This window comes from Dichotomicrobium thermohalophilum (genome assembly GCF_003550175.1).
Classification (GTDB): domain Bacteria; phylum Pseudomonadota; class Alphaproteobacteria; order Rhizobiales; family Rhodomicrobiaceae; genus Dichotomicrobium; species Dichotomicrobium thermohalophilum.
In genome coordinates this window covers 1560311-1580109 of the sequence record NZ_QXDF01000001.1, presented here as the reverse complement: position 1 = coordinate 1580109, position 19799 = coordinate 1560311, and the positions used below count along the sequence as shown (strand labels likewise).

18 protein-coding genes are annotated in these 19799 nt (G+C 65.8%); 7 read left to right on the top strand and 11 right to left on the bottom strand.

The window, feature by feature from the left end; all coding sequences use genetic code 11:
* Positions 1-132 precede the first annotated feature (132 nt).
* From BXY53_RS07250 to BXY53_RS07240, 3 genes are all read right to left on the bottom strand, one after another.
* Positions 133-2829, bottom strand: a complete 2697-nt coding sequence (locus BXY53_RS07250) for a bifunctional acetate--CoA ligase family protein/GNAT family N-acetyltransferase (RefSeq protein ID WP_119061171.1) — start codon at positions 2827-2829, stop codon at positions 133-135.
* A gap of 62 nt (positions 2830-2891) precedes the next feature.
* A complete protein-coding gene (locus tag BXY53_RS07245; protein WP_245410386.1) occupies positions 2892-4349 on the bottom strand; it encodes a patatin-like phospholipase family protein in 1458 nt (485 codons plus the stop codon).
* Between the two features lies 1 nt (position 4350).
* Positions 4351-4932: a hypothetical protein gene (locus tag BXY53_RS07240; RefSeq protein WP_119061169.1), complete on the bottom strand. Its 582-nt coding sequence runs from the start codon at positions 4930-4932 to the stop codon at positions 4351-4353.
* Positions 4933-5144: 212 nt separating this feature from the next.
* Between BXY53_RS07240 and BXY53_RS07235 the strand changes: the two genes are divergently transcribed.
* The 3 genes from BXY53_RS07235 to BXY53_RS07225 are packed head-to-tail and all read left to right on the top strand — an operon-like array spanning position 5145 to position 8100.
* Positions 5145-5960 carry a UDP-2,3-diacylglucosamine diphosphatase gene (locus BXY53_RS07235; protein WP_245410385.1) on the top strand — a complete coding sequence of 272 codons (816 nt, stop codon included), beginning with the start codon at positions 5145-5147 and terminating at the stop codon, positions 5958-5960.
* Positions 5961-6012: 52 nt separating this feature from the next.
* Positions 6013-7035: a glycosyltransferase family 4 protein gene (locus BXY53_RS07230; RefSeq protein ID WP_119061168.1), complete on the top strand. Its 1023-nt coding sequence runs from the start codon at positions 6013-6015 to the stop codon at positions 7033-7035.
* Between the two features lie 33 nt (positions 7036-7068).
* Positions 7069-8100, top strand: coding sequence for a threonine ammonia-lyase (locus BXY53_RS07225; RefSeq protein WP_119061817.1), 1032 nt, complete (start codon positions 7069-7071; stop codon positions 8098-8100).
* Here BXY53_RS07225 and BXY53_RS07220 read toward each other — a convergent pair.
* The 7 genes from BXY53_RS07220 to ccmA all read right to left on the bottom strand — a co-directional run bounded on the left by BXY53_RS07220 (position 8097) and on the right by ccmA (position 12431).
* Positions 8097-8717 (bottom strand): hypothetical protein, encoded by a 621-nt coding sequence (locus tag BXY53_RS07220; protein ID WP_119061167.1) that lies wholly within the window; start codon positions 8715-8717, stop codon positions 8097-8099. The two genes, BXY53_RS07225 and BXY53_RS07220, sit on opposite strands and share 4 nt — an antisense overlap.
* A 108-nt stretch (positions 8718-8825) precedes the next feature.
* On the bottom strand, positions 8826-9497 hold the full coding sequence (locus tag BXY53_RS07215; RefSeq protein ID WP_119061166.1) for a DsbE family thiol:disulfide interchange protein: 672 nt from the start codon (positions 9495-9497) through the stop codon (positions 8826-8828).
* Positions 9498-9509: 12 nt separating this feature from the next.
* A complete protein-coding gene (gene ccmD / locus BXY53_RS07210) occupies positions 9510-9713 on the bottom strand; it encodes a heme exporter protein CcmD (protein WP_119061165.1) in 204 nt (67 codons plus the stop codon).
* A complete protein-coding gene (locus BXY53_RS07205) occupies positions 9710-10486 on the bottom strand; it encodes a heme ABC transporter permease (RefSeq protein WP_119061164.1) in 777 nt (258 codons plus the stop codon). The genes ccmD and BXY53_RS07205 overlap by 4 nt, the downstream gene beginning before the upstream one ends.
* A 44-nt stretch (positions 10487-10530) precedes the next feature.
* On the bottom strand, positions 10531-11130 hold the full coding sequence (locus BXY53_RS07200; protein WP_119061163.1) for a class I SAM-dependent methyltransferase: 600 nt from the start codon (positions 11128-11130) through the stop codon (positions 10531-10533).
* Between the two features lie 6 nt (positions 11131-11136).
* Entirely contained in the window at positions 11137-11805 is a 669-nt protein-coding gene (ccmB, locus tag BXY53_RS07195; protein WP_119061162.1) for a heme exporter protein CcmB, read from the bottom strand.
* Complete coding sequence (gene ccmA, locus BXY53_RS07190; RefSeq protein WP_119061161.1) at positions 11802-12431, bottom strand: heme ABC exporter ATP-binding protein CcmA; 630 nt, start codon at positions 12429-12431, stop codon at positions 11802-11804. Before ccmA ends, ccmB begins: the two co-directional genes overlap by 4 nt.
* A gap of 307 nt (positions 12432-12738) precedes the next feature.
* Between ccmA and acnA the strand changes: the two genes are divergently transcribed.
* The 4 genes from acnA to BXY53_RS07170 all read left to right on the top strand — a co-directional run bounded on the left by acnA (position 12739) and on the right by BXY53_RS07170 (position 17711).
* Positions 12739-15498, top strand: coding sequence for an aconitate hydratase AcnA (acnA, locus tag BXY53_RS07185; RefSeq protein WP_119061160.1), 2760 nt, complete (start codon positions 12739-12741; stop codon positions 15496-15498).
* Between the two features lie 131 nt (positions 15499-15629).
* A complete protein-coding gene (locus BXY53_RS07180) occupies positions 15630-16367 on the top strand; it encodes a DUF1223 domain-containing protein (RefSeq protein ID WP_170144369.1) in 738 nt (245 codons plus the stop codon).
* 49 nt (positions 16368-16416) lie between these two features.
* Positions 16417-16860 carry an EVE domain-containing protein gene (locus BXY53_RS07175; protein ID WP_119061816.1) on the top strand — a complete coding sequence of 148 codons (444 nt, stop codon included), beginning with the start codon at positions 16417-16419 and terminating at the stop codon, positions 16858-16860.
* Entirely contained in the window at positions 16860-17711 is an 852-nt protein-coding gene (locus tag BXY53_RS07170; protein ID WP_119061158.1) for an alpha/beta fold hydrolase, read from the top strand. Before BXY53_RS07175 ends, BXY53_RS07170 begins: the two co-directional genes overlap by 1 nt.
* Here BXY53_RS07170 and pbpC read toward each other — a convergent pair.
* Positions 17708-19795 carry a penicillin-binding protein 1C gene (gene pbpC / locus BXY53_RS07165; protein WP_119061157.1) on the bottom strand — a complete coding sequence of 696 codons (2088 nt, stop codon included), beginning with the start codon at positions 19793-19795 and terminating at the stop codon, positions 17708-17710. The two genes, BXY53_RS07170 and pbpC, sit on opposite strands and share 4 nt — an antisense overlap.
* Positions 19796-19799 lie beyond the last annotated feature (4 nt).

Here is a 19799-nt window from a genome sequence, read left to right as displayed (position 1 = left end):
CCGAATTCCGAACTGTGCTGCCGCCGTGGTTATAGCGAAACCCGGCTGCGTTCAAGCGACCCCGCGCGAGGCGGATCACGTCCATGTGTCAGACTGACGCGCGGCCGGTGATTTCGCAAGTGCGAAAGCGGCTCAGTCGCCGCTCTCCGGGGATGGATTCAGCGGTAGCTCAACCTGGAAAATCGACGGGTCCTCGGGGTCGTGGCGGGTGTTGAAGCCGAGCTGCTGGCACATGCGCAGCATGGTGACGTTTTCGCTCAGCACCGAACCGTAAAGCCGCTCCAACCCTTCTGCCTTGGCATAGTCGATCAGATGGCGCATGAGCTGCCAGCCCAGGCCGCGCCCTTTCAGATCGGACCGGGTCATCACCGCATACTCGGCCTTGCGGTAGTCCGGGTCGGCGAAGAAGCGCGCAACACCAAGCATCTCGTCTTCCGAAGGGGTGAGCGCGACGAAGGCAATCTCCCGACCGTAATCGATTTGCGTGAGCCGAGCGAGAAACTTGCGCGAGAGGTGCCGCTGCGGGGAGAAGAAACGCAGGCGCAGATCGTTCTGGTCCATGCGCTGGATCATCTCCTCGTAGAGCTTCTCGTCGTCCGGCCGGATCGGGCGGATGAAAACCTCGCCAAAGCCCTCCAGAGTGATCGTCTTTTCCCACTCATGCGGGTACGGCCGGATAGCCATGGGCGTGCGCGGCGACTTATTCTGATCGGCGAGCACCACGCGCGCGTCCAGCGCGACCGCGCCGTTCTCATCCGCGCGTAGCGGGTTGATGTCCAGCTCGCGGATTTCCGGATGCTGCGCGATGAGATAGCTGACTTTGACCAGCGTCAGCGCGATCGAGTCCATGTCCGCCGCCGGACGGTCGCGGTAGCCGCGCAGCAGACGCGAAATGCGGGTTTCGCGGATCAGGTCGTTCGCCAGCTTGAGGTCGAGCGGCGGCAGCGCCATCGCCGTGTCCTTGACGACCTCGACCGCCGTACCCCCCGCGCCGAACAGGATGACGGGGCCGAAAGTCTGGTCCTCGGTCATGCCGACGATCAGCTCATGGGCCAGCTTGCCGTGTATCATCGGCTGGACGCTGATGCCCTCGATCCGAGCATCGGGGCGCTCCTTTCCGATGCGCTCCATCATCTCCTCGGCCGCCTTGGCCGCACGCTCGGCGGAGGAAATATCGAGCCGCACCCCGCCCACATCGGATTTGTGGCTGATATCGTGCGACAGGATCTTGAGGACGACGCTTGAATAGTCCCTCAGGATCTCCTCTGCGGCTTCGCGCACGTCCTCGGGCGTCGTGGCCTCGAAGGCCGGCACGATCGGCACGTTGTAAGCCTGCAGCAGCCGCTTTGCTTCCGGCTCGGTCATCATGCTGCGCCCGGACTTGACCACGTCGTCTATCTGCTTCTGCGCCGTCTCGGAATCGAAGGACAGCGGACGGGGAAGCATGGGCGGGGCGCGCATCAGTTCCTTCTGTGCGCGCGAGTAGTGCACGAGGTGCATGAAACCGCGCACGGCCTGGCGAGGCGTCTCGAAGGAAGGAATGTTATTCTCCGCGAACATCTCTCGTGCCTTGGCCGACGCCTCCGAACCGAGCCAGTTCGTCACGACGGGTGCGCTCCGGCCAGCCTGGCGCTGCTCGTTCACGGCCTCGATCACCGCACGCGCCGTATCCTCACTCGAGGCGAGCGCGGTGGGGCAGTTCATGACAAGTATGGCCTCGGTCTCCGGGTCCGCAAGCAGCGTGCTCATGGCGCTCTTGTACCGGTCCGGCCCGGCATCGCCGATGATGTCCACCGGGTTGGCACCCGACCAGGTTTCCGGCAGGAGTTCGTGGAGCTTTGCCGTCGTGTCATCCGACAGCTCGGAGAGTTCGCCGTCCTCGTCGGCCAGCGCGTCCGCGGCCAGAACACCCGCGCCGCCGCCATTGGTCAGGATGGTCAGCCGCTCGCCGGGGATGGTCCCGATCCGCTCGGCCGTCTCGGCGGCAATGAACAGTTCATCCAGATCCGGCACGCGCAGCACGCCCGCGCGTCGGAAGGCGGCATCATACACCTTGTCCGAACCCGCCAGCGCGCCGGTATGCGAGGCCGCGGCCTGCGCAGCCGTTTCGTGTCGGCCGGTCTTGATGACGATCACCGGCTTGGACCGTGCCGCGCGCCGCGCCGCCGACATGAATTTCGGCGCGTTCTTGATGCCCTCGACGTAGAGAAGGATGGCCTTGCTGGAGACATCGCCGGCGAGGTAGTCCAGCATGTCGCCGAAGTCGATGTCGGCCATGTTGCCGACCGAGGCCATCAGCGAAAAGCCGATCTGCCGGCCGTTCGCCCAGTCGAGCACGGAAGTCAGCAGCGCGCCGGATTGCGAAACAATCGCGAGATCGCCGGGAATCGGCGCCGTGTGCGAGAAGCTGGCGTTCAGCCCGGAGCCGCCCATGAGAAGACCGATGCAGTTCGGCCCGAGGATCCTGAGACCGTGCGGACGCGCGGCTTCCAGCATGCGGGTCTCGAGCTCGCCCTCGATGCCGGCGGTCAGCACGATCGCTGCCCGGCACCCTCTGTTGCCCAGTGCCGCGATCAGCTCGGGGACCGCCTGTGCGGGAATGGCGATCACCGCGAGATCCGGTGTGCCCGGCAACTCATCGGTGCTGGCGTAGCACGGCTGGCCCTGCACGTTCTTGTGCTTTGGGTTGACGAACCACACAGGGCCATTGAACCCGCCCGAGAGCAGGTTCGCCGCGACGGTCGCGCCCACCGACCCGGGCCGTTCGCTCGCGCCGAACAGCGCCACGGAGGACGGGCGGAACAGGTAATCGAGGTTATGTATCGTCATAGCACGGCATCCTAGACGCGCAGTGTCGCACGTTTATGACGCAGCGCACAACAGGATGGGCGTTACTGGACAGGCACCATCCGCCGCGAGATAACCATCTCCGACGAGAAGGACTTGAGAAAGGCGCGATATTCGTCGTCCGCGCGCAGGATTTCCCCGGCCGAGCGGATCAGGAGGTCGACGTCCTCTTCCGGCAGCTTGAAGCGCGTGGGGATCGAGTCGAGCCGGTCGCGGATCTTCTCATCCTGCATCTGATCAAAAGCAACACGCGCAGTGAAAAAATCCAGGTCGTCGCACTGCCAGTCCGGCCCAACGCCGGCGATCCGCTGCACTTCCGCGGGGGACAGGCCGCAGCGGTAGTCGATAAGTTCCCGCCGCCATTCCGACATCAGGTTGCTGAAGTAGTCGTACGAGCCGCGGACATTGGCGTCGATCGCGGTGTCAGAGACCGCCAGAATCAGCTCTTGCGCCTCCGGGCCGTCGGGCGTCTTCGCCCAATCCCCTGCAGGCGGCCGGCCGGAGTCGACGATGATGAACAGCATGCGCTCCATACGGATCGCCTCGGCCGGCTTCAAGGGCTCATAAGGGGTCTTCGCCGCCAGTTTTGCCAGCACCAGCCCGCTGAGGCCAAGATTGTCGGTCAGCCCGCCGTCGAGCAGCTTGACGAACTGCACCTGCTCGTTCCTGCGGTAGCGCTGTATCGCCTCGGCGTTCGCGCGCAGCACCGCCGGCGCTTCCGGGTCGCCGGCCATGCGCGGCACCCAGTCGGGAGTCTCATAAGGGCACTCCGGCGCATAGTTCTTGAGGACGACCGGCGCGAACACCAGCGGCACCGCCGCCGAGGCCGCCACCGCCTCGGACAGCGGGAAGCTCGACAGATCGCTGCAGATCGCCGCGAAGGTCTGCTGATTGAAGACGAACGGGGTGCGGTTATAGATATCCGAAGCGTTGATCCAGACGATCGGCCCCCCATTATCCGCGACATCGCCGAAGGTCGCGCCCTCGAACAGGTTGCGGTCGAGCCAGTCCTGCAAGCCCGTGCGGTCGTTCACGCCGCCGAGGCTGGCGCGCAGGACATTCGCCAGCGAGAGCGAGGTGCGCAGCGACGCTTCAACGTTCACCAGCAGGAACTTCTCGCGGAAATCCCGCAGCGTCTTCTCCCGGTGCAGCGCGAACGCCGCCGCCGTCACCGAGCCGCCGGAGACCGAGGACAGGAAGTCGATCTCGCCCGCGAGGGTCACGTCCCGGCTGCCGTTCACCACGCGCGTGCGCTGAAGCTCCTTGAGCACGCCGAAGGAAAACGCCGCCGCGCGGGTACCGCCGCCTGAAAAACTCAGGCCGATCAGAGTGTCGGACATCCCGGTATTGGCGGACTTGGTCCGCGCCACTTCGGTGCGCAGGACCTCGTTGAGCGGCTGATTCTCAAGCGTTGCCCCGCAGCCGCTTAGGGCCAGCAGCCCGGCGCCCGCAACTGCCGCGATCAATGCTCTTAGGCCGCGGCGCAGTGCCGGACGCATCATGTCAGCAATCATCAAACAAGGACCCGATGCATCTGATGGTTGTCCGGGTCGCTTCTTCGACGGCAGTGGCCGCTGTCCCGGCTGCGTCACGCACGCGCTCGCCGACGCCGCGCGTGGTCTCCACGGTCTGATCGGCAGCCTCCTCAAGGCTCTCTTCGGTCTGTCGGGCGGTCTCGCGGGTCAGATCGACGACCGTTTTCGGCGGGCCGTCATCGTCCTCTGTCCGCTCAGCTTCGTCTTCTGTCCCGGCCTGCGATTCATCCGCCAGCGGCCCGGGGACCGCGGCGTGCGGATCATAAACATAGCTGCGCTGAACGCCCTGGCATTGCGTTTCCTTGCGCACAGCCGCACATGTATCGTGGCCCTCGTCCTTCGCGATGCGCGAGGCACAATAGAAGCCCCGGCGCCGCAAATCGGCTGGCACCTCGTTGCCGACCACGGCGCAGCGATAGGTCTGTTCGGGGGCGGTGCAGCGGATGCAGATTTCGCCGGCCCGCGCGCTCGTCGCGGACGTTGTCAGCAGCGCGAAAGCGGCCGCAATCGGCAGGATGTTCACGCGTATGCTTTGATATCGCCGGATCATCTGGATTGTGCTAGGACACGTATTAACATCACTTGCGCCGCGCGCCGTACTTGCGCTTGCGGCGCCGATCAACCGGAGATGACGCTGGCCCGGCCTTGCGGCGATTTTGGGACGAAACGGCACAAAAGGTCTCAGCCGAGTACACGGACAGGCGCTGTCACATGGCTGAAACATGAATCGGTTTCATTCACGCGTTAACGGGATCAATTGAGGTGCGGGAGCGAGCCCTGACAGCGGAGCCAACAAAACATTACCGGACGCTTTTCCTGTCCGACATCCATCTCGGCACCAAGGCTTGCCAGGCCGAGGCGCTACTGGATTTCCTGCGCAAGTTCGACGCCGACACGATTTATCTGGTAGGTGATGTCGTCGATTTCTGGCGGATCAAGCGCGTGCCGCATTGGCCGCAGGCGCATAATGACGTCATCCAGAAGCTGCTGCGGAAGGTGCGCAAAGGTTCGCAGCTGATCTTCATCCCCGGCAACCACGACGAGGCCCTCCGCTCCTATTGCGGGCAGCAGTTCGGCGGGGTCGAGTTCAAGCTCAATGACATCCACGAGACCGCCGACGGCCGGCGCTTTCTCGTCATGCACGGGGATGAATTCGACGTGGTGATACGCTACGTCAAATGGCTGGCGCTGCTGGGCGACTGGGCTTACGTCACGGCGTTGGGCGTGAACACGGCCTTCAACAAGGTGCGCCGCGGCTTCGGCCTGTCCTACTGGTCGCTCTCGGGCTACCTGAAGCACAAGGTCAAGAAGGCGGTGAACTACATCGGCGACTTCGAGAACGCGCTGATCGGCGAGGCGCGCCGACAGAACGCCGATGGTGTCATCTGTGGCCACATCCACCACCCGGCGATGCGCCAGTTCGAGGACATCCTCTACGTCAATACCGGCGACTGGGTCGAGAGCGGCACCGCCGTGGGCGAGACCATGGACGGCAGGCTTGAAATGATACGTTGGATGGACGTATCCGGGCAGCAGCGGCGGCCCGCGGAGCCGCAAGACATCACCAAAGCCGCCTGACAACTCGGCAAAACCGGACAGGTCCGCCGTGAATATCCACACGCAGCAGCCGATGCGACTCCTTGTGGCGACCGACGCCTGGCACCCGCAGGTGAACGGCGTGGTGCGCACCTATGAGCATTTCGCCAAGTACGCCGAGGCAATGGGCCATGAGATCGCCTTTCTGACACCGAACAGCCGGCCCAGCATGCCCTGCCCTACCTACCCGGAAATCCGCTTGGCGATGATTTCCCGGCGGGGCGTGCGCAAGGAGATCGAGCGCTTCCAGCCCGAATTCATCCATGTCGCCACCGAGGGACCGATCGGCCTGGCGACCCGGAACTACTGCCTGCGCGCCGGTCTGCCCTTCACGACGAGCTATCACACGCGATTTCCCGAATACGTGGCCGCCCGGGTGCCGGTCCCTGTGTCCTGGGGCTATGCTTACATGCGCTGGTTCCACAATGCCGGGAACGGGGTGATGGTCTCGACCGACTCGCTGCGGGACGAGTTGGCCGCCCGCGGCTTCACCAACATCTATTCGTGGACGCGCGGCGTCGACACCGAACTCTTCCGGCCGCGCAACGAGCGGCTGTTCGGTAGCGATGCGCCCGTGTTCATGTATGTGGGCCGCGTGGCGCCGGAAAAGAACATCGGCGCGTTCCTCGATCTGGACCTGCCGGGCAAGAAGGTCGTGGTCGGACCCGGTCCGCAACTCGACAGCCTGCGCCGCCGCTACCCAGATGTGACCTTCACCGGGCCGAAATTCGGCGAGGAACTGGCTGCGCATTTCGCGTCCGCCGACGTGTTCGTGTTCCCGAGCCTCACCGACACCTACGGCGTTGTGCTGCTGGAAGCACTGGCCTGCGGCACGCCTGTGGCCGCCTACCCGGTCACGGGGCCGAAGGATGTGATCCTCCATGGGCGCGTGGGCGTGCTCGACGAAGATCTGGGCCGCGCCGCGCGCGCGGCGCTCAACATTGACCGTAGCGCCTGCCGCGAATTTGCGCTTAAATTCTCGTGGGAGGCCTGTACGCGGCAACTGCTCGACAACATTCGCATCGCCGAATCCGAGCCGCTTGAGAACTGCGCCTGACATTGGCCTCCCGCAAGGATGACGGGGGCCGTGATGACCGAGACGCAGGATAGGAGCGAAACCGCGCCCAACGCAGAAACAGATGGCCATCCGAAGGTTCCCACGTTCGAGGACGTGCTCGCGGCGCGCAAGCGCCTGGCCGGCTACGCCGCCCTTACACCGACCCTTGAATCACCCATCCTGAACGAACGCGTCGGCGCGCGTGTGCTGCTCAAGGCCGAGACGCTGCAGCGCACCGGCGCCTTCAAGTTCCGTGGCGCGCACAACTGCATCAGCCAGATCGACAAGGCAGCCTGGCCCGGCGGGGTCGTGGCCTGCTCGTCCGGCAATCACGCGCAAGGCGTCGCCGAGGCCGCGCGTCTGGCCGGTCTGCCCGCGACGATCGTCATGCCGCGCGATGCGCCCAGGCTGAAGCTGGAACGCACGCGCCGCTCGGGCGCTGAAATCGTGCTGTTCGATCGCGACACAGAAGACCGCGAGGCGATCGCCTGCAAGCTGTGCGGCGAGCGGGGCGCGCTTTACGTCCCGCCCTATGACCACCCGGATATCATCACCGGACAGGGCACAGCCGGGCTGGAGCTTCATGAACAGGCCGCGGCGATGGACGCACCGCTGAGCGCCGTGCTGGTTCCCGCGAGCGGCGGCGGGCTCGTCTCCGGCATTGCCCTCGGCATCAAGCATCTGGCGCCGGACTGCGACGTGTACAGCGTGGAGCCCGAAGGGTTCGATGACTATGCGCGGTCGCTGGCCAGCGGCCGGCGCGAGCACAATGCGCGCCTGTCCGGGTCGATCTGCGACTCGCTGCTGATCGGACAGCCAGGAGAGATCACCTTCGCGCTCAGCCGGGTGTTGCTCACGAGCGGCGTTGTCGTTAGCGATGACGAGGCGCGCGCGGCCATGCGATTTGCCTTCGAGGAGTTGAAGCTCGTCGTCGAGCCGGGCGGAGCGGTGGGCCTCGCCGCGCTTCTCAGCGGGCGCTTTCAGCCGGCAACCGACGGCGCGATCGGCGTTATCCTCTCTGGCGGCAATGTCGATCCCCTGACGTTCTGCGAGACGATCGCCTAACCGCGCGCCGGTGCCGACCGGCCGGGCCCGAATGCCGCGGCGAGCTCTTCCAGCAGCTTGCGCGGGAACCGCGGTCCGTCGCCATCGTTGCTGAGATCCGGGGCCTCCAACCCCACGTCGACGGCACTCAACCGCGCCCGCAAATCGCTCAGCACCTGGGTTAGCGTTTGTGCAGCCTCCGAGCGGCTGTCGACCTGCGCGCAGGACGCCTGAATGTCGGCCAGCCGCGCCCGGATTTTCTCGGACAGGCGCTGATACACACGCCGCGCCGTGAGCGACTCCAGGAAGCTGTTGATGTCCTCGACCGCCTCCAGGATCGTCTCGACCGGCGGCTCCAGGGACGGGACCGTCGTTTCCGGCTCGATCCGCGCCAGCGCATCCCCCAGAGCTGCGTCGATCTCCAAAGCAATTTCACGCAGCCGCGGCAGCCTGTCCGCGTTGACGCCTGCACCGAGGCTGTCCTCCAGCCGGTCGAGCGCTTCCAGCAGACGTTGCGTCTCCTCGGAGCGGTTGCGCGCGAGATACTCGCCAAGAAACCAGCGCCCGTAATCCGAGCCCATCAGCGCGTCTTCGATCGCGCGGTAGTCCCGCTCCCCATAACTCCACGACTTTGCCATGACTTGCCCCATCACACCCGCGCCAGCGCATTGCGCGCTCACGCCGGGATCAGGATCAGCATCATGGGTTAGCAAAGGGTTTAGCTGGCCGGGAAAATTCGCTGAAAACTATCCGCCGGCGCGCGCCTGCCGGGCGGACGGGTCGGCGCCATCGATTGCGGGCAGCAGTTCGCTGCGGAGGTTCTCTTCGTCAATCGGCCCGGTGATCTTGTGAATGATGATACCATCGCCATCGACGACGAAGGTCTCGGGCACACCCGTGACGCCCCATTCGACGCCCGCGCGGCCGCGCCGGTCTTCGCCCACGGCGTCGAACGGATTGCCGAGCTGGCGGATGAAGCGTGCCGCCGCTTCGGGCGTGTCCTTGTAGTTGATGCCATAAAGCGCCGCGCCGGGGCGGAGTTCGCGCAGCTCCACGAGATACTCATGTTCCAGCCGGCACGGCGCGCACCATGACGCCCAGATGTTCACGACATGGACGTTGCCGTTTGACAGATCGGCGCTGTCGAAGCCGGGGAGCTGCTCGCCCTCGACCGTGAGGCCGGGCACCGGAGGCAGATCCGTTTGCGGCGCAGGCTTGCCGATCAGCGGTGACGGCAGCTTGGAGGGGTCGCCGGAGTGCAGCGACAAGGCGAACAAGATCGCCAGCCCGATGAACACCAGCAGCGGGATGAGCACGATGAGGCCGCGCACGCGACTTGTGGTGACGCGTTCGTCGACGAACTCGTCGTTGCCCCAGATCTCGTCGTGTTCAGCCCAGCGATCGTCCCGGTTGTTCATCCCGTTTGTCCGTCAATCATCCGTGCCGTCCGGTTCGGGAGCGCCGACTTGCCCGCTCCGCGAGCGGCGAGTGATCCCGCGGCGCTCCAGTTCCGCCAGCTTGGCGCGGTTGCGCGCTTCACCGCCGAATGCCCAGGCCATCAGACCGGCAACAACGACCACTGCTGCAGCGTATGAAAGCCAGATGAAGGCAGCATGAGGGCCAAGATCGATCATCCGTCCTGCTCCGCCGTTGCCGGTCCGCCCCGCGGGCGGCGCGCAGCTTGCTCGACCTGCGTGACCAGCATCGTGTTGACCCGCCGGCCAAGGATTTCCGCACGCATGGCTTTCAGATGCAGCATGATGAACAGGCATGTAAACGCCACGGCCATCACCAGCAACGGGTAGAGGATCGAGGCGTCAATCGTCGGGCCGTCCATGCGCATCACGCTTGCGGGCTGATGCAGCGTGTTCCACCAGTCCACCGAGAACTTGATGATCGGCAGGTTGACGACGCCGACGAGCGCCAGGATCGCGGTCGCGCGTCCGGCCTTGGACGGCTCCTCGATCGCCTCCCAGAGCGCGATCAGCCCCAGATAAAGGAAAAACAGGATCAGGAAGGAAGTCAGCCGCGCGTCCCAGACCCAGTAGGCGCCCCACATCGGCTTACCCCACAAGGCGCCGGTAACAAGGGCGAGAAACGTGAAAGCGGCGCCGATCGGCGCGGCAGCCTTCGCCGAGACATCGGCCAGCGGGTGCCGCCAGATCAGCGAGCCCGCCCCGGAAATCGCGATCAGCAGATAGGCGAACATGGCCAGCCAGGCGCTCGGCACATGCACGAACATGATGCGCACCGTCTCGCCCTGCTGGTAATCGGGGGGCGCAACGAAAAACGCCATGTAAAGGCCAACAGCGAACAGTCCAGCCGTGACGACATAGAGAACCGGAAGAATGCGTCCACTCAGACGCAGGAACACCGAAGGATTGGCAAGCCGCGAAAAACCGTTCATCCCAGTTTTCTAGCCTCTTCGTTGCGCCCGGGCAATCACGCGCGTCAGCCAGGCCGCGCGCTCCCTTCATACATGTAAGTTGCCGGATTGGGGCCGCGCAGATAGCCGGTGTCAATTTTTTCGATTTTCCAGCCCGCCTCACGGATGAGCAAATCGATCGGGCGGTTCATGTGGCAGCCGCCGGCCAGACACCGCCAGATGGGGGTGATGCGGTTCTGGAACCAGCGCACGCGCTTGTCCGGCGACAGCCCGTGCTCGACGAACAGCAGCCGCCCGCCCGGCTTCAACACGCGGCGCATCTCTGTTAGCGCGGCGTGCGCATCAGGGATCGAGCACAGCGTCCAGGTCGTCACCACCGTATCGACGCTGTCCGCCTCCAGCGGGATCGCTTCGGCAGACGCCTCCAACGGATGCAGCGGCCCGGCCTTCGCCGCCATCTCCAGCAGCCGCTTCGACGGATCGAGGCCGAAGACATCGCTGACCCCCGATCCGTAAAACGGCAGGTTCGCGCCGGCGCCGACACCGACTTCAAGCACGCGGCCCTCCGCCGCGCCGACGATGCGCTCGCGATACGGATTCAGTTCGCCGTGACGCATGGTGACGGCGATCAGATGAGGCAGGATGCGCTCGTTGTAAAAGCCCATAACGGCTCACTGCAGGTTCATGCGTAGCGCCGCCGCTGCGGCGAACGGCGCAAGCGCGATCGACGCGAGGCTGAGCGCGCAAAGGATTGCGAACGGCGTCCAGAACGAGCCGGGGCCGGTCAGGACCGCATCCATGCTCGACACGCCGAAGATCAAAACCGGGACGTAAAGCGGCAGGATCAAAAGCGACAGCAACAGCCCGCCGCGGCGCAGGCCCAGCGTCAGCGCCGCGCCGATCGCGCCGATAAAGCTGATCGCCGGCGTGCCCGCGAGCATCGTGAAGATAAGCGGCCCGTAGCCCTTGATGTCGAGGTTCAGCATGAGCCCCAATATTGGGGCGAGCAGGGCCAGCGGCACCCCGACACTCAGCCAGTGCGCGAGGCACTTCGCCGCCGCCACCGCCTCAATCGGCAGCGGCCCCAGCGCGATCACCTCCAGCGCACCGTCTTCGTAGTCATTGTAGAAAATGCGATCCGCCGACAACAGCGCGGCCAACAGCAGCGCCACCCAAAGCACGCCCGGCGCAATCCGGCTCAGCAGCTTAAGGTCCGGCCCCAGCCCGAGCGGCAGGATCGCGACCACGATCAGGTAAAAGCCCAGGGCGACGCCAATCGCCCCGCCCTCGCGCCAGGCAAGCCGGAGATCGCGGCCGACGAGCGCCAGAAACGCCTTCATGCCGCCTCCTCGATCTCGGCGTGACCACCGGCAAGGTGAACCGTGCGCGAAAACCCCACGCCCAGCGGCACATGGCTCGCGGCGACAATGATCCCGCCCGACCCGGCGTGCGCGCGCACCGCCTCGGCCAGCAGCTCCTGCGAGGCGACATCGAGCGACACCGTCGGCTCATCCAGCAGCCAGACCGGCCGCCAGGCCAGAGCCAGCCGCGCCAGCCCCAGCCGTCGCTTCTGCCCCGCCGAAAGAAATCCCGCCGGGACGTGCCTCAGCGGCTCCAGATCGAAGGCATAAGCCGCCTCGTCGATCGCCTCCAGCCCGTTGCCGCCGAGATAGGCCGCCAGAAACGCCAGGTTCTCATCGACCGAGAAGCCCGACTTGATGCCGTTCAGATGTCCGACATAGTGGCAGCACTCGTCCAGGCCGAAGCCCTCCGGCCCGCCTTCCAGCCGCGCCGCGCCGCTGTGCGGGGTCATGAAGCCCGCTAGGGTGCGCAGAAGCGTGGTCTTTCCCGAGCCGTTGGCGCCGCTCAGCAGCACGCTTTCACCATCGGCGGCGGAAAAGCTCACGCCTTCCAGGACCCTGCGACGCCCGCGCGCACAGCTCAGATTGTCGACCACCAGCTTCATTCGGGGGATCACTTGCGGTTCGTCTCGGCCACCGCTCGCCGGGAACGGAAGTCGATGTCGCAGGGTTGTAAACAGACATGAACGGCGGGGATGCATGAACGCCCGCGATGCGCTTGTCCCGGCGCCGTTCGGCAATCTATATATACGAGGGCCGGTTCCGGGTGAACATTGCCGTTTGCCCCCTCTCGCCGGCCCCGTCGTGAGGCGCTCCCGCGGCGGCGCGTGACAACGGAGCCTGCGCCAGACGCGCTCCGCCCCAGTCAAATTCAGCGCCGGGCCGCCCCGGCTGCAACGCAAGGAGCACATCATGACGCAAAGCGACGCGCCCCAATCCCTCGACAGCTTCAACTGCCGCCGCACGCTGAAGGTCGGTGACACGACCTACGAGTATTTCAGCCTGCCCGAAGCCGAGAAAAACGGGCTTGAAGGCATATCGCGGCTGCCCTTCTCGCTGAAGGTGCTGCTGGAGAACCTGCTGCGCTTCGAGGACGGCCGCTCCGTCACGGCCGATGACATCCGCGCCGTCCGCGACTGGCTCAAAGAACATCGCTCCAGCCACGAGATCGCCTATCGCCCAGCGCGTGTGCTGATGCAGGACTTCACTGGCGTGCCCGCCGTTGTCGATCTCGCAGCGATGCGCGATGCCATGGCGCAGCTCGGCGGCGACCCGACGAAGATCAATCCGCTTGTGCCGGTCGACCTCGTCATCGACCACTCGGTCATGGTGGACGAGTACGGCAACCCCAAAGCCTTCGCCGCCAATGTCGAGCACGAATACGAGCGCAACAAGGAGCGCTATGGCTTCCTGCGCTGGGGCGCTGAAGCCTTCGACAACTTCCGCGTCGTGCCGCCGGGCACCGGCATCTGCCATCAGGTCAACCTGGAATATCTGGGCCGCACCGTCTGGGTGAAGGAAACAGGGCGCAATGGCGATCGCGTCCTGCAGGCCTTTCCGGACACGCTGGTGGGCACCGATAGCCATACGACCATGATCAATGGCCTGTCCGTTCTCGGCTGGGGCGTCGGCGGTATCGAGGCGGAAGCCGCCATGCTGGGCCAGCCGATCTCGATGGTGATCCCGGAGGTGGTCGGTGTACGCTTCCACGGGGCCCTGAACGAGGGCGTGACCGCGACGGACCTGGTGCTGACGGTCACCGAGATGCTGCGCAAGCAGGGCGTGGTCGGAAAGTTTGTCGAATACTCGGGTGACGGGCTGGATCATCTCTCGCTGGAGGATCAGGCCACGCTCGCCAACATGTCGCCGGAGTACGGCGCCACCTGCGGCTTCTTCCCCGTCGACGAGGACACGCTGAAATACCTCCGCGCCACCGGCCGCGAGGAGGAGCACATCCAGCTCGTCGAAGCCTATGCCAAGGCTCAGGGCATGTGGCGCGAGACAGGCACGCAGACGCCGGAATTCACCGCTGTGCTGGACCTCGATCTCGACACCGTCGAGCCGTCGCTCGCCGGACCACGCCGGCCGCAGGACCGGGTGCCGCTCAGCCACGCGCACACCGCTTTCCGCAAGGCGGTCGCCGAGATGCGCGGCGTTACCGATGACGGGCCGCGCTCGGACATGGACGAAGAAGGCTCCGGAAGCTTCCCGACTTTCAACCACAGCGCTCCGGTCGAAGGCGCGAATTACACCCTCTCGGACGGTGACGTCGTCATCGCGGCGATTACCTCCTGCACAAACACGTCGAACCCGAGCGTGTTGGTCGGTGCTGGCCTCGTCGCACGCAATGCGCGGGAAAAAGGCATCGCGACCAAGCCTTGGGTCAAGACCTCCTTCGCGCCGGGCAGCCAGGTCGTGACAGACTATCTGGAAAAGGCCGGGCTGCAGGACGATCTCGACGCGCTCGGGTTCAATCTCGTCGGCTACGGCTGCACGACCTGCATCGGCAACTCCGGTCCGCTGGACGAGCCGATCTCCAAGGCAATCCATGAAAACGACCTGATCGCCTCCGCTGTTCTTTCGGGCAACCGCAACTTCGAGGGCCGCATCAACCCGGATGTGCGGGCGAACTACCTCGCCTCCCCGCCGCTGGTGGTCGCCTATGCGCTGGCCGGGTCGCTGAACGTCAACATCGCCGCCGACCCGATCGACAAGAACGAGGCGGGCGAGCCCATTTATCTCAAGGACATCTGGCCCTCGACCAAGGAGATCGCCGAGATCGTCCGCACCACGATCACGCCGGAGATGTTCAAGACCCGTTACGCTGACGTCTTCAAGGGCGATGAGCACTGGCGGGCTCTCAGCGCCGCCGAGGTGACTGTCACCTACAACTGGAACGATGAATCCACCTACGTTCAGCGCCCGCCGTTCTTCGACGGCATGTCAGCCGAGCCGAAGCCGGTGAGCGACATTGAGGGCGCCCGCATCCTCGGGCTGTTCGGAGATTCAATCACGACCGACCATATCAGCCCGGCCGGCGCCATCCCGCGCTCCTCGCCCGCCGGCCAGTATCTGATCAGCCGCGGTGTCGAGCACCGCGACTTCAACTCGTTCGGTGCGCGGCGCGGTAACCACGAAGTGATGATGCGCGGCACCTTCGGCAACATCCGCATCAAGAACCAGATGGTGCCGGGCGTCGAGGGTGGCTATACGGTCCATCAGCCCTCCGGCGAGCAGATGCCGATCTACGACGCGGCGATGCGTTATGCCGAACAGGGCACGCCGCTCGTGGTATTCGCCGGCAAGGAGTACGGGACCGGCTCCAGCCGCGACTGGGCAGCCAAGGGGACCCGCCTTCTCGGCGTGCAGGCCGTGATCGCGGAATCTTTCGAGCGCATCCACCGCTCGAACCTGATCGGCATGGGCGTGCTGCCGCTGGTGTTCGATCAGGGCCAGACCTGGGAGACGGCCGGCATCACCGGCAAGGAGACCGTGACGATCCGCGGCCTCGATAATCTGAAACCGGGCGCAAAGCTGACTGCCGAGGTCACATTCGAGGATGGTTCGGTGAAGGAGTTGCCGCTCGTCTGCCGGATCGATACCGAGGACGAACTGACCTATTACCGCAACGGCGGCATCCTGCATTACGTGTTGCGCCGCCTCACCGCCTAATCGGTTTCGCCGGGCGCTCACCCGGTCGTGATCGGCCTTGAGGTGACGCCCGGCGCAAATTGCGCGATCATGCCTGGCGATGGCGGCTGAGGCCGCTCAACGCGAGAGGATCGACCCGAATGGCCGCGTCTGTGACCCGCGCGCTTGTCCTTTGTCCCCTGATCGCTCTGGCCGCATGCCTTGCAATGCTATCGGCGTCTGATGCCAAAGCGCAGAAGAACAGCGGCCCGGTCGTCGTCGAGCTGTTCACCAGCCAGGCGTGCTCCGCCTGCCCGCCCGCCGATCGGCTACTGGGCGAACTTGCTGAGCGCGACGACGTCATCGCTCTTTCCCTGCCGGTGGATTACTGGGACCATCTGGACTGGAAAGACACATTGGGCCGCGCCGAACACAGCGAGCGCCAGCGGCGCTACGCGCGCCATCTGGATCGGCCCAACGTGTATACGCCGCAAATCGTGGTCAATGGCCATATCGGCGTGATCGGCAGCCGGGCCGACGCGGTGCAGGCGGCCATCCGTACGGCGCACGAGGATCCGAAGCGGGTACCTGTAGAGATCGAAGCCGCCGGCAAGATGTTTCGCCTCCAGATCGGCGCGGCTGAAGCGACCGGGCCAGCCGACATCATCGTCGTGCCGCTCCGGTCCGCCAGCACTGTCGCCATCAAGCGCGGCGAGAACCGCGGGAAAACGATCACCTACCACAATGTCTCGCGCGGGCTGAAGCTCGTCGGCACCTGGCGGGGCAAGCCCCGGACACTCACGCTTTCGCATGACACCGTCATGACTCCCGATGCGGATCGTTGCGCGGTGATCTTGCAAGACTCGCAATCGGGCGCAATACTCGGCGCCGCCCTGCTGGAGGATGCCTGAACGCGCGGCGTCCTCCGAGGCCAACCCGTCAGCACGAGGTCGCCGCGAGATGGCTTACTGGCTCTTCAAGTCCGAACCCGGCACATGGTCCTGGGATGATCAGGTGGAAGCCGGCAACGACGGCGCCGAATGGGACGGCGTGCGTAATCATCAGGCCAAGAACCAGATGCTTGCCATGAAGAAGGGGGATCTCGGCTTCTTCTATCACTCGGTCAATGAGAAGCGGATCGTCGGCATCGTCGAAGTGGTCGCTGAAGCGCATCCGGACAGTACCGACCCCGAAGGCAAATGGATGTGCGTGGATGTCGCCGCCCGCGAGGGCATGCCCGAACCTGTGACCCTCGCTCAGATCAAGGCCGAGCCAGAGCTTTCGGAGATGGCGCTCATCAAACAGTCGCGGCTATCGGTGCAGCCGGTTGAGCCGGACGCCTGGGAAATGATCTGCCGCATGGGCGGGCTGAAGAAACCGCCGAAGGCAAAGTCCGCCGCGTGATGGACACCGCGATCGCGAGCCGCCGCGACGGACTGGAGAGCCTCGATGTCCGGGGCTTCACCGCGGCCTATCATCATGGCGGCGCGGGCCCGCCGGTCATTGCCGCGCACTGCTCCAGCGCCTCGCACAAGGCGCTGCGCCCGCTCATCCAGCAGCTTGAACAGCGCTACGAGGTGTTCGCGCCCGACCTGATCGGCTACGGCGCATCGGATCGCTGGCCGGCGGATCGCCCGCTGGAGCCGGAAACCGAAGTCGCCCTCATCACCGAGCTGGCGGCGCTTGCGGGCGCGCCGGTGCATCTCGTTGGGCACTCCTACGGCGCGATGCTGTCGCTGGAAGCCGCGCGCCAGCTTGGGACGAAAGTGGGGAGCCTGACGCTGATCGAGCCGGTGTCGTTCCATCTGCTCAGGCCCGGCGGCCACGAGATCCCGCTGGCCCAGATCACCCGGGTCGCTGGCGGCGTCCTCCAAGCGATGCGCGCCGGCCAGCCGAAGCAGGCCGCAGCGATTTACATGGGCTTCTGGATGGGACGGTGGCGCTGGTGGCTGGCGCCGAAGCGGCTCAAGCGCGGCGTGTTGGAGACCATCGACAAGGTCGCCAAGGAGTTTGCGCTGATCGAGCGGATGGAGGCGGATCTGGCCGATTACGCTGCGATCCGTGCGCCCACGCGGCTCATCATGGGCGGGCGCACCCGCGCGCCGGCCCGGGCCGTCATCGACATCCTCTTGGAGACACTGCCGAATGTTGAGCGGCGCACAATCCCGCAGGCTGGCCATATGAGCCCCTTGAGCCATCCGGATCGGGTCAACCCGCTGGTGCTGGAGCACCTGGCGGTGTGCACGGGAGCCTAGCGAATCCGCGCCTGCACGCGATCGCGGCGGCCCTTCGCATCGACAACGACGATCTCGACAAAGCCCCGCCCATCCGGCTCCCACAGCAGTTGCCGCCGCCCAGCGCGCCCCTGAACAGGCCGCCCTTCGACCAGCCAGGTCAGCGGCAGCGCGCCGCCCTCGGCCTTGAACGGCAGCGGCGCGGGTGCGCCGGAGGGCAGCTTCTGCAGGGCCAGCTCCGCGCCATCCGGCGGGAAGGCGATGCGCACCGGCGGCGCGGTCACGCTGCGCCCGGCTGCTGCCTGGCGCAGGCGCGCATCGAAATAGCGCAGGCGCATCGGCAGGTCGCGCGTTTTGGCGATCAGCGCGCCCCGCGGCGGCTCTGCGGGCTTAGCCGCCCCATCTAGCATGGCGAAAATGTCGAACAACAGCGGCGCGGCGGCCGCTCGGCCGGTCAGCCCCGGCGTCGCCGTCCCGTCCGCGCGACCGACCCAGACCGCGACCGTATAACGTCCGCGAGAGCCCGCTGACCACGCATCGCGATGGCCATAGGACGTGCCAGTCTTGAAGGCGATGCGCCCACCCTTGGCATGGCGCGGTGGCGGCGCGCCGCGCAGGATGTCCGAAACGTACCAGGCCGCAACGGGTGACAGGATCGCCGCGCGCTCGTGCCCCACGCCCCCCTGCTCCGCGAGGTATCCCAAGGCGACAGGCTCACCCCCGCGCGCCAGCCCGGCATAAAGCGCGGTCAACTGATCCAGCCTCAGGCCGATGCCCCCGAGCGCGATCGCGAGATTGCGCGGCACTGAGATCGAAAAACCGGCATGGCGCAGCCGCGCCGCCAAACGTGCCGGCCCGACCGCCGCCAGCATCTTCACCGCCGGCACGTTCAGCGAAAGCTGCAGCGCCTCGGCGACCGTCACGGTGCCCTTGTAATCGCTATCGAAATTGCGCGGCGCGTAGCGCGAAAAGCGGGTGGGCCGATCCTCGATCAGCGTCTGTGGATGCGCCAGCCCTGCCTCGAAGGCCAGCCCGTAGATGAATGGCTTGAGCGCAGACCCCGGCGAGCGCACCGCCCGCGTCATGTCGATCGCCCCACGACGCGCGGCGTCGAGATACCCCGGCGAGCCGACATGCGCGCGGACCTTTCCCGTGGTGTGATCGACCACGAGCGCCGCCGCCGAGATCTTCGGCCCGAGCCGCTGCGCGGCCTGAGCCACCGCCCGCTCAACGCCGGCCTGCAGCGTCTTGTCGAGGCTCAGGCGCAGCACGTCCCGCCCCGAATGGCGGGCGAGCATCCGCTCGCTCAGATGTGCCGCCAGCATCGGGAAGGACTGCCGCGCGTCGGGCACCGGCTGGCTCTTGGCCCAGCGCGCCTGCGCCCGCGTAATCACGCCGTCACGCGCGACGCGGTCCAGCACGCGATCCCGCGCTCGGCGCGCGGTCTGCGGATGGCGGTCGGGCCGGCGCGTTTCCGGCGACTGCGGCAACGCGACCAGTAGCGCCGCCTCATGCAGCGCCAACCTGTCCGGCTCCTTGCCGAAATAGGCGAGGCTCGCCGCCCTGACCCCTTCGATATTGCCGCCGTAGGGCGCAAGAGTCAGGTAAGCTTGAAGAATCTCACGCTTCGACATTTGCCGCTCAAGCTGCCGCGCGCGGATGATCTGCACCGCCTTGTCGGTGAAGGAGCGAGTCTCGAGGTCGTCGAGCAGCCGGCCGAGCTGCATAGTGATCGTGGAAGCGCCGGAGACCAACTCGCCCTCGCGCACGAACTGCCAGGCCGCGCGCGCCATCGCCCGGAAGTCGACGCCGCCGTGGCTACGGAACCGCTTGTCCTCGTAGGCCAGCAGCATGTCGAGAAAGCGTGGGTCGACATCCTCAAGCACGACGGGCAGCCGCCAGCGATCCTCGACCGTGGTGAAGGCGCGCAGGAGACGCCCCTCTCGGTCGAGCACGAGGCGGGAATTTTCGTCAAGCTTGCCGAGCGGGACCGGCCCGAGCGCACGCTCGAAGGCGGTCAGCGTGGCGAATACCACAAGCGGCAAAAACAGCGCCGGCAGCAGCAGAAAGACCCAGCGTCTGACAAGCCCGCGCCTTTCCGCCATGCCA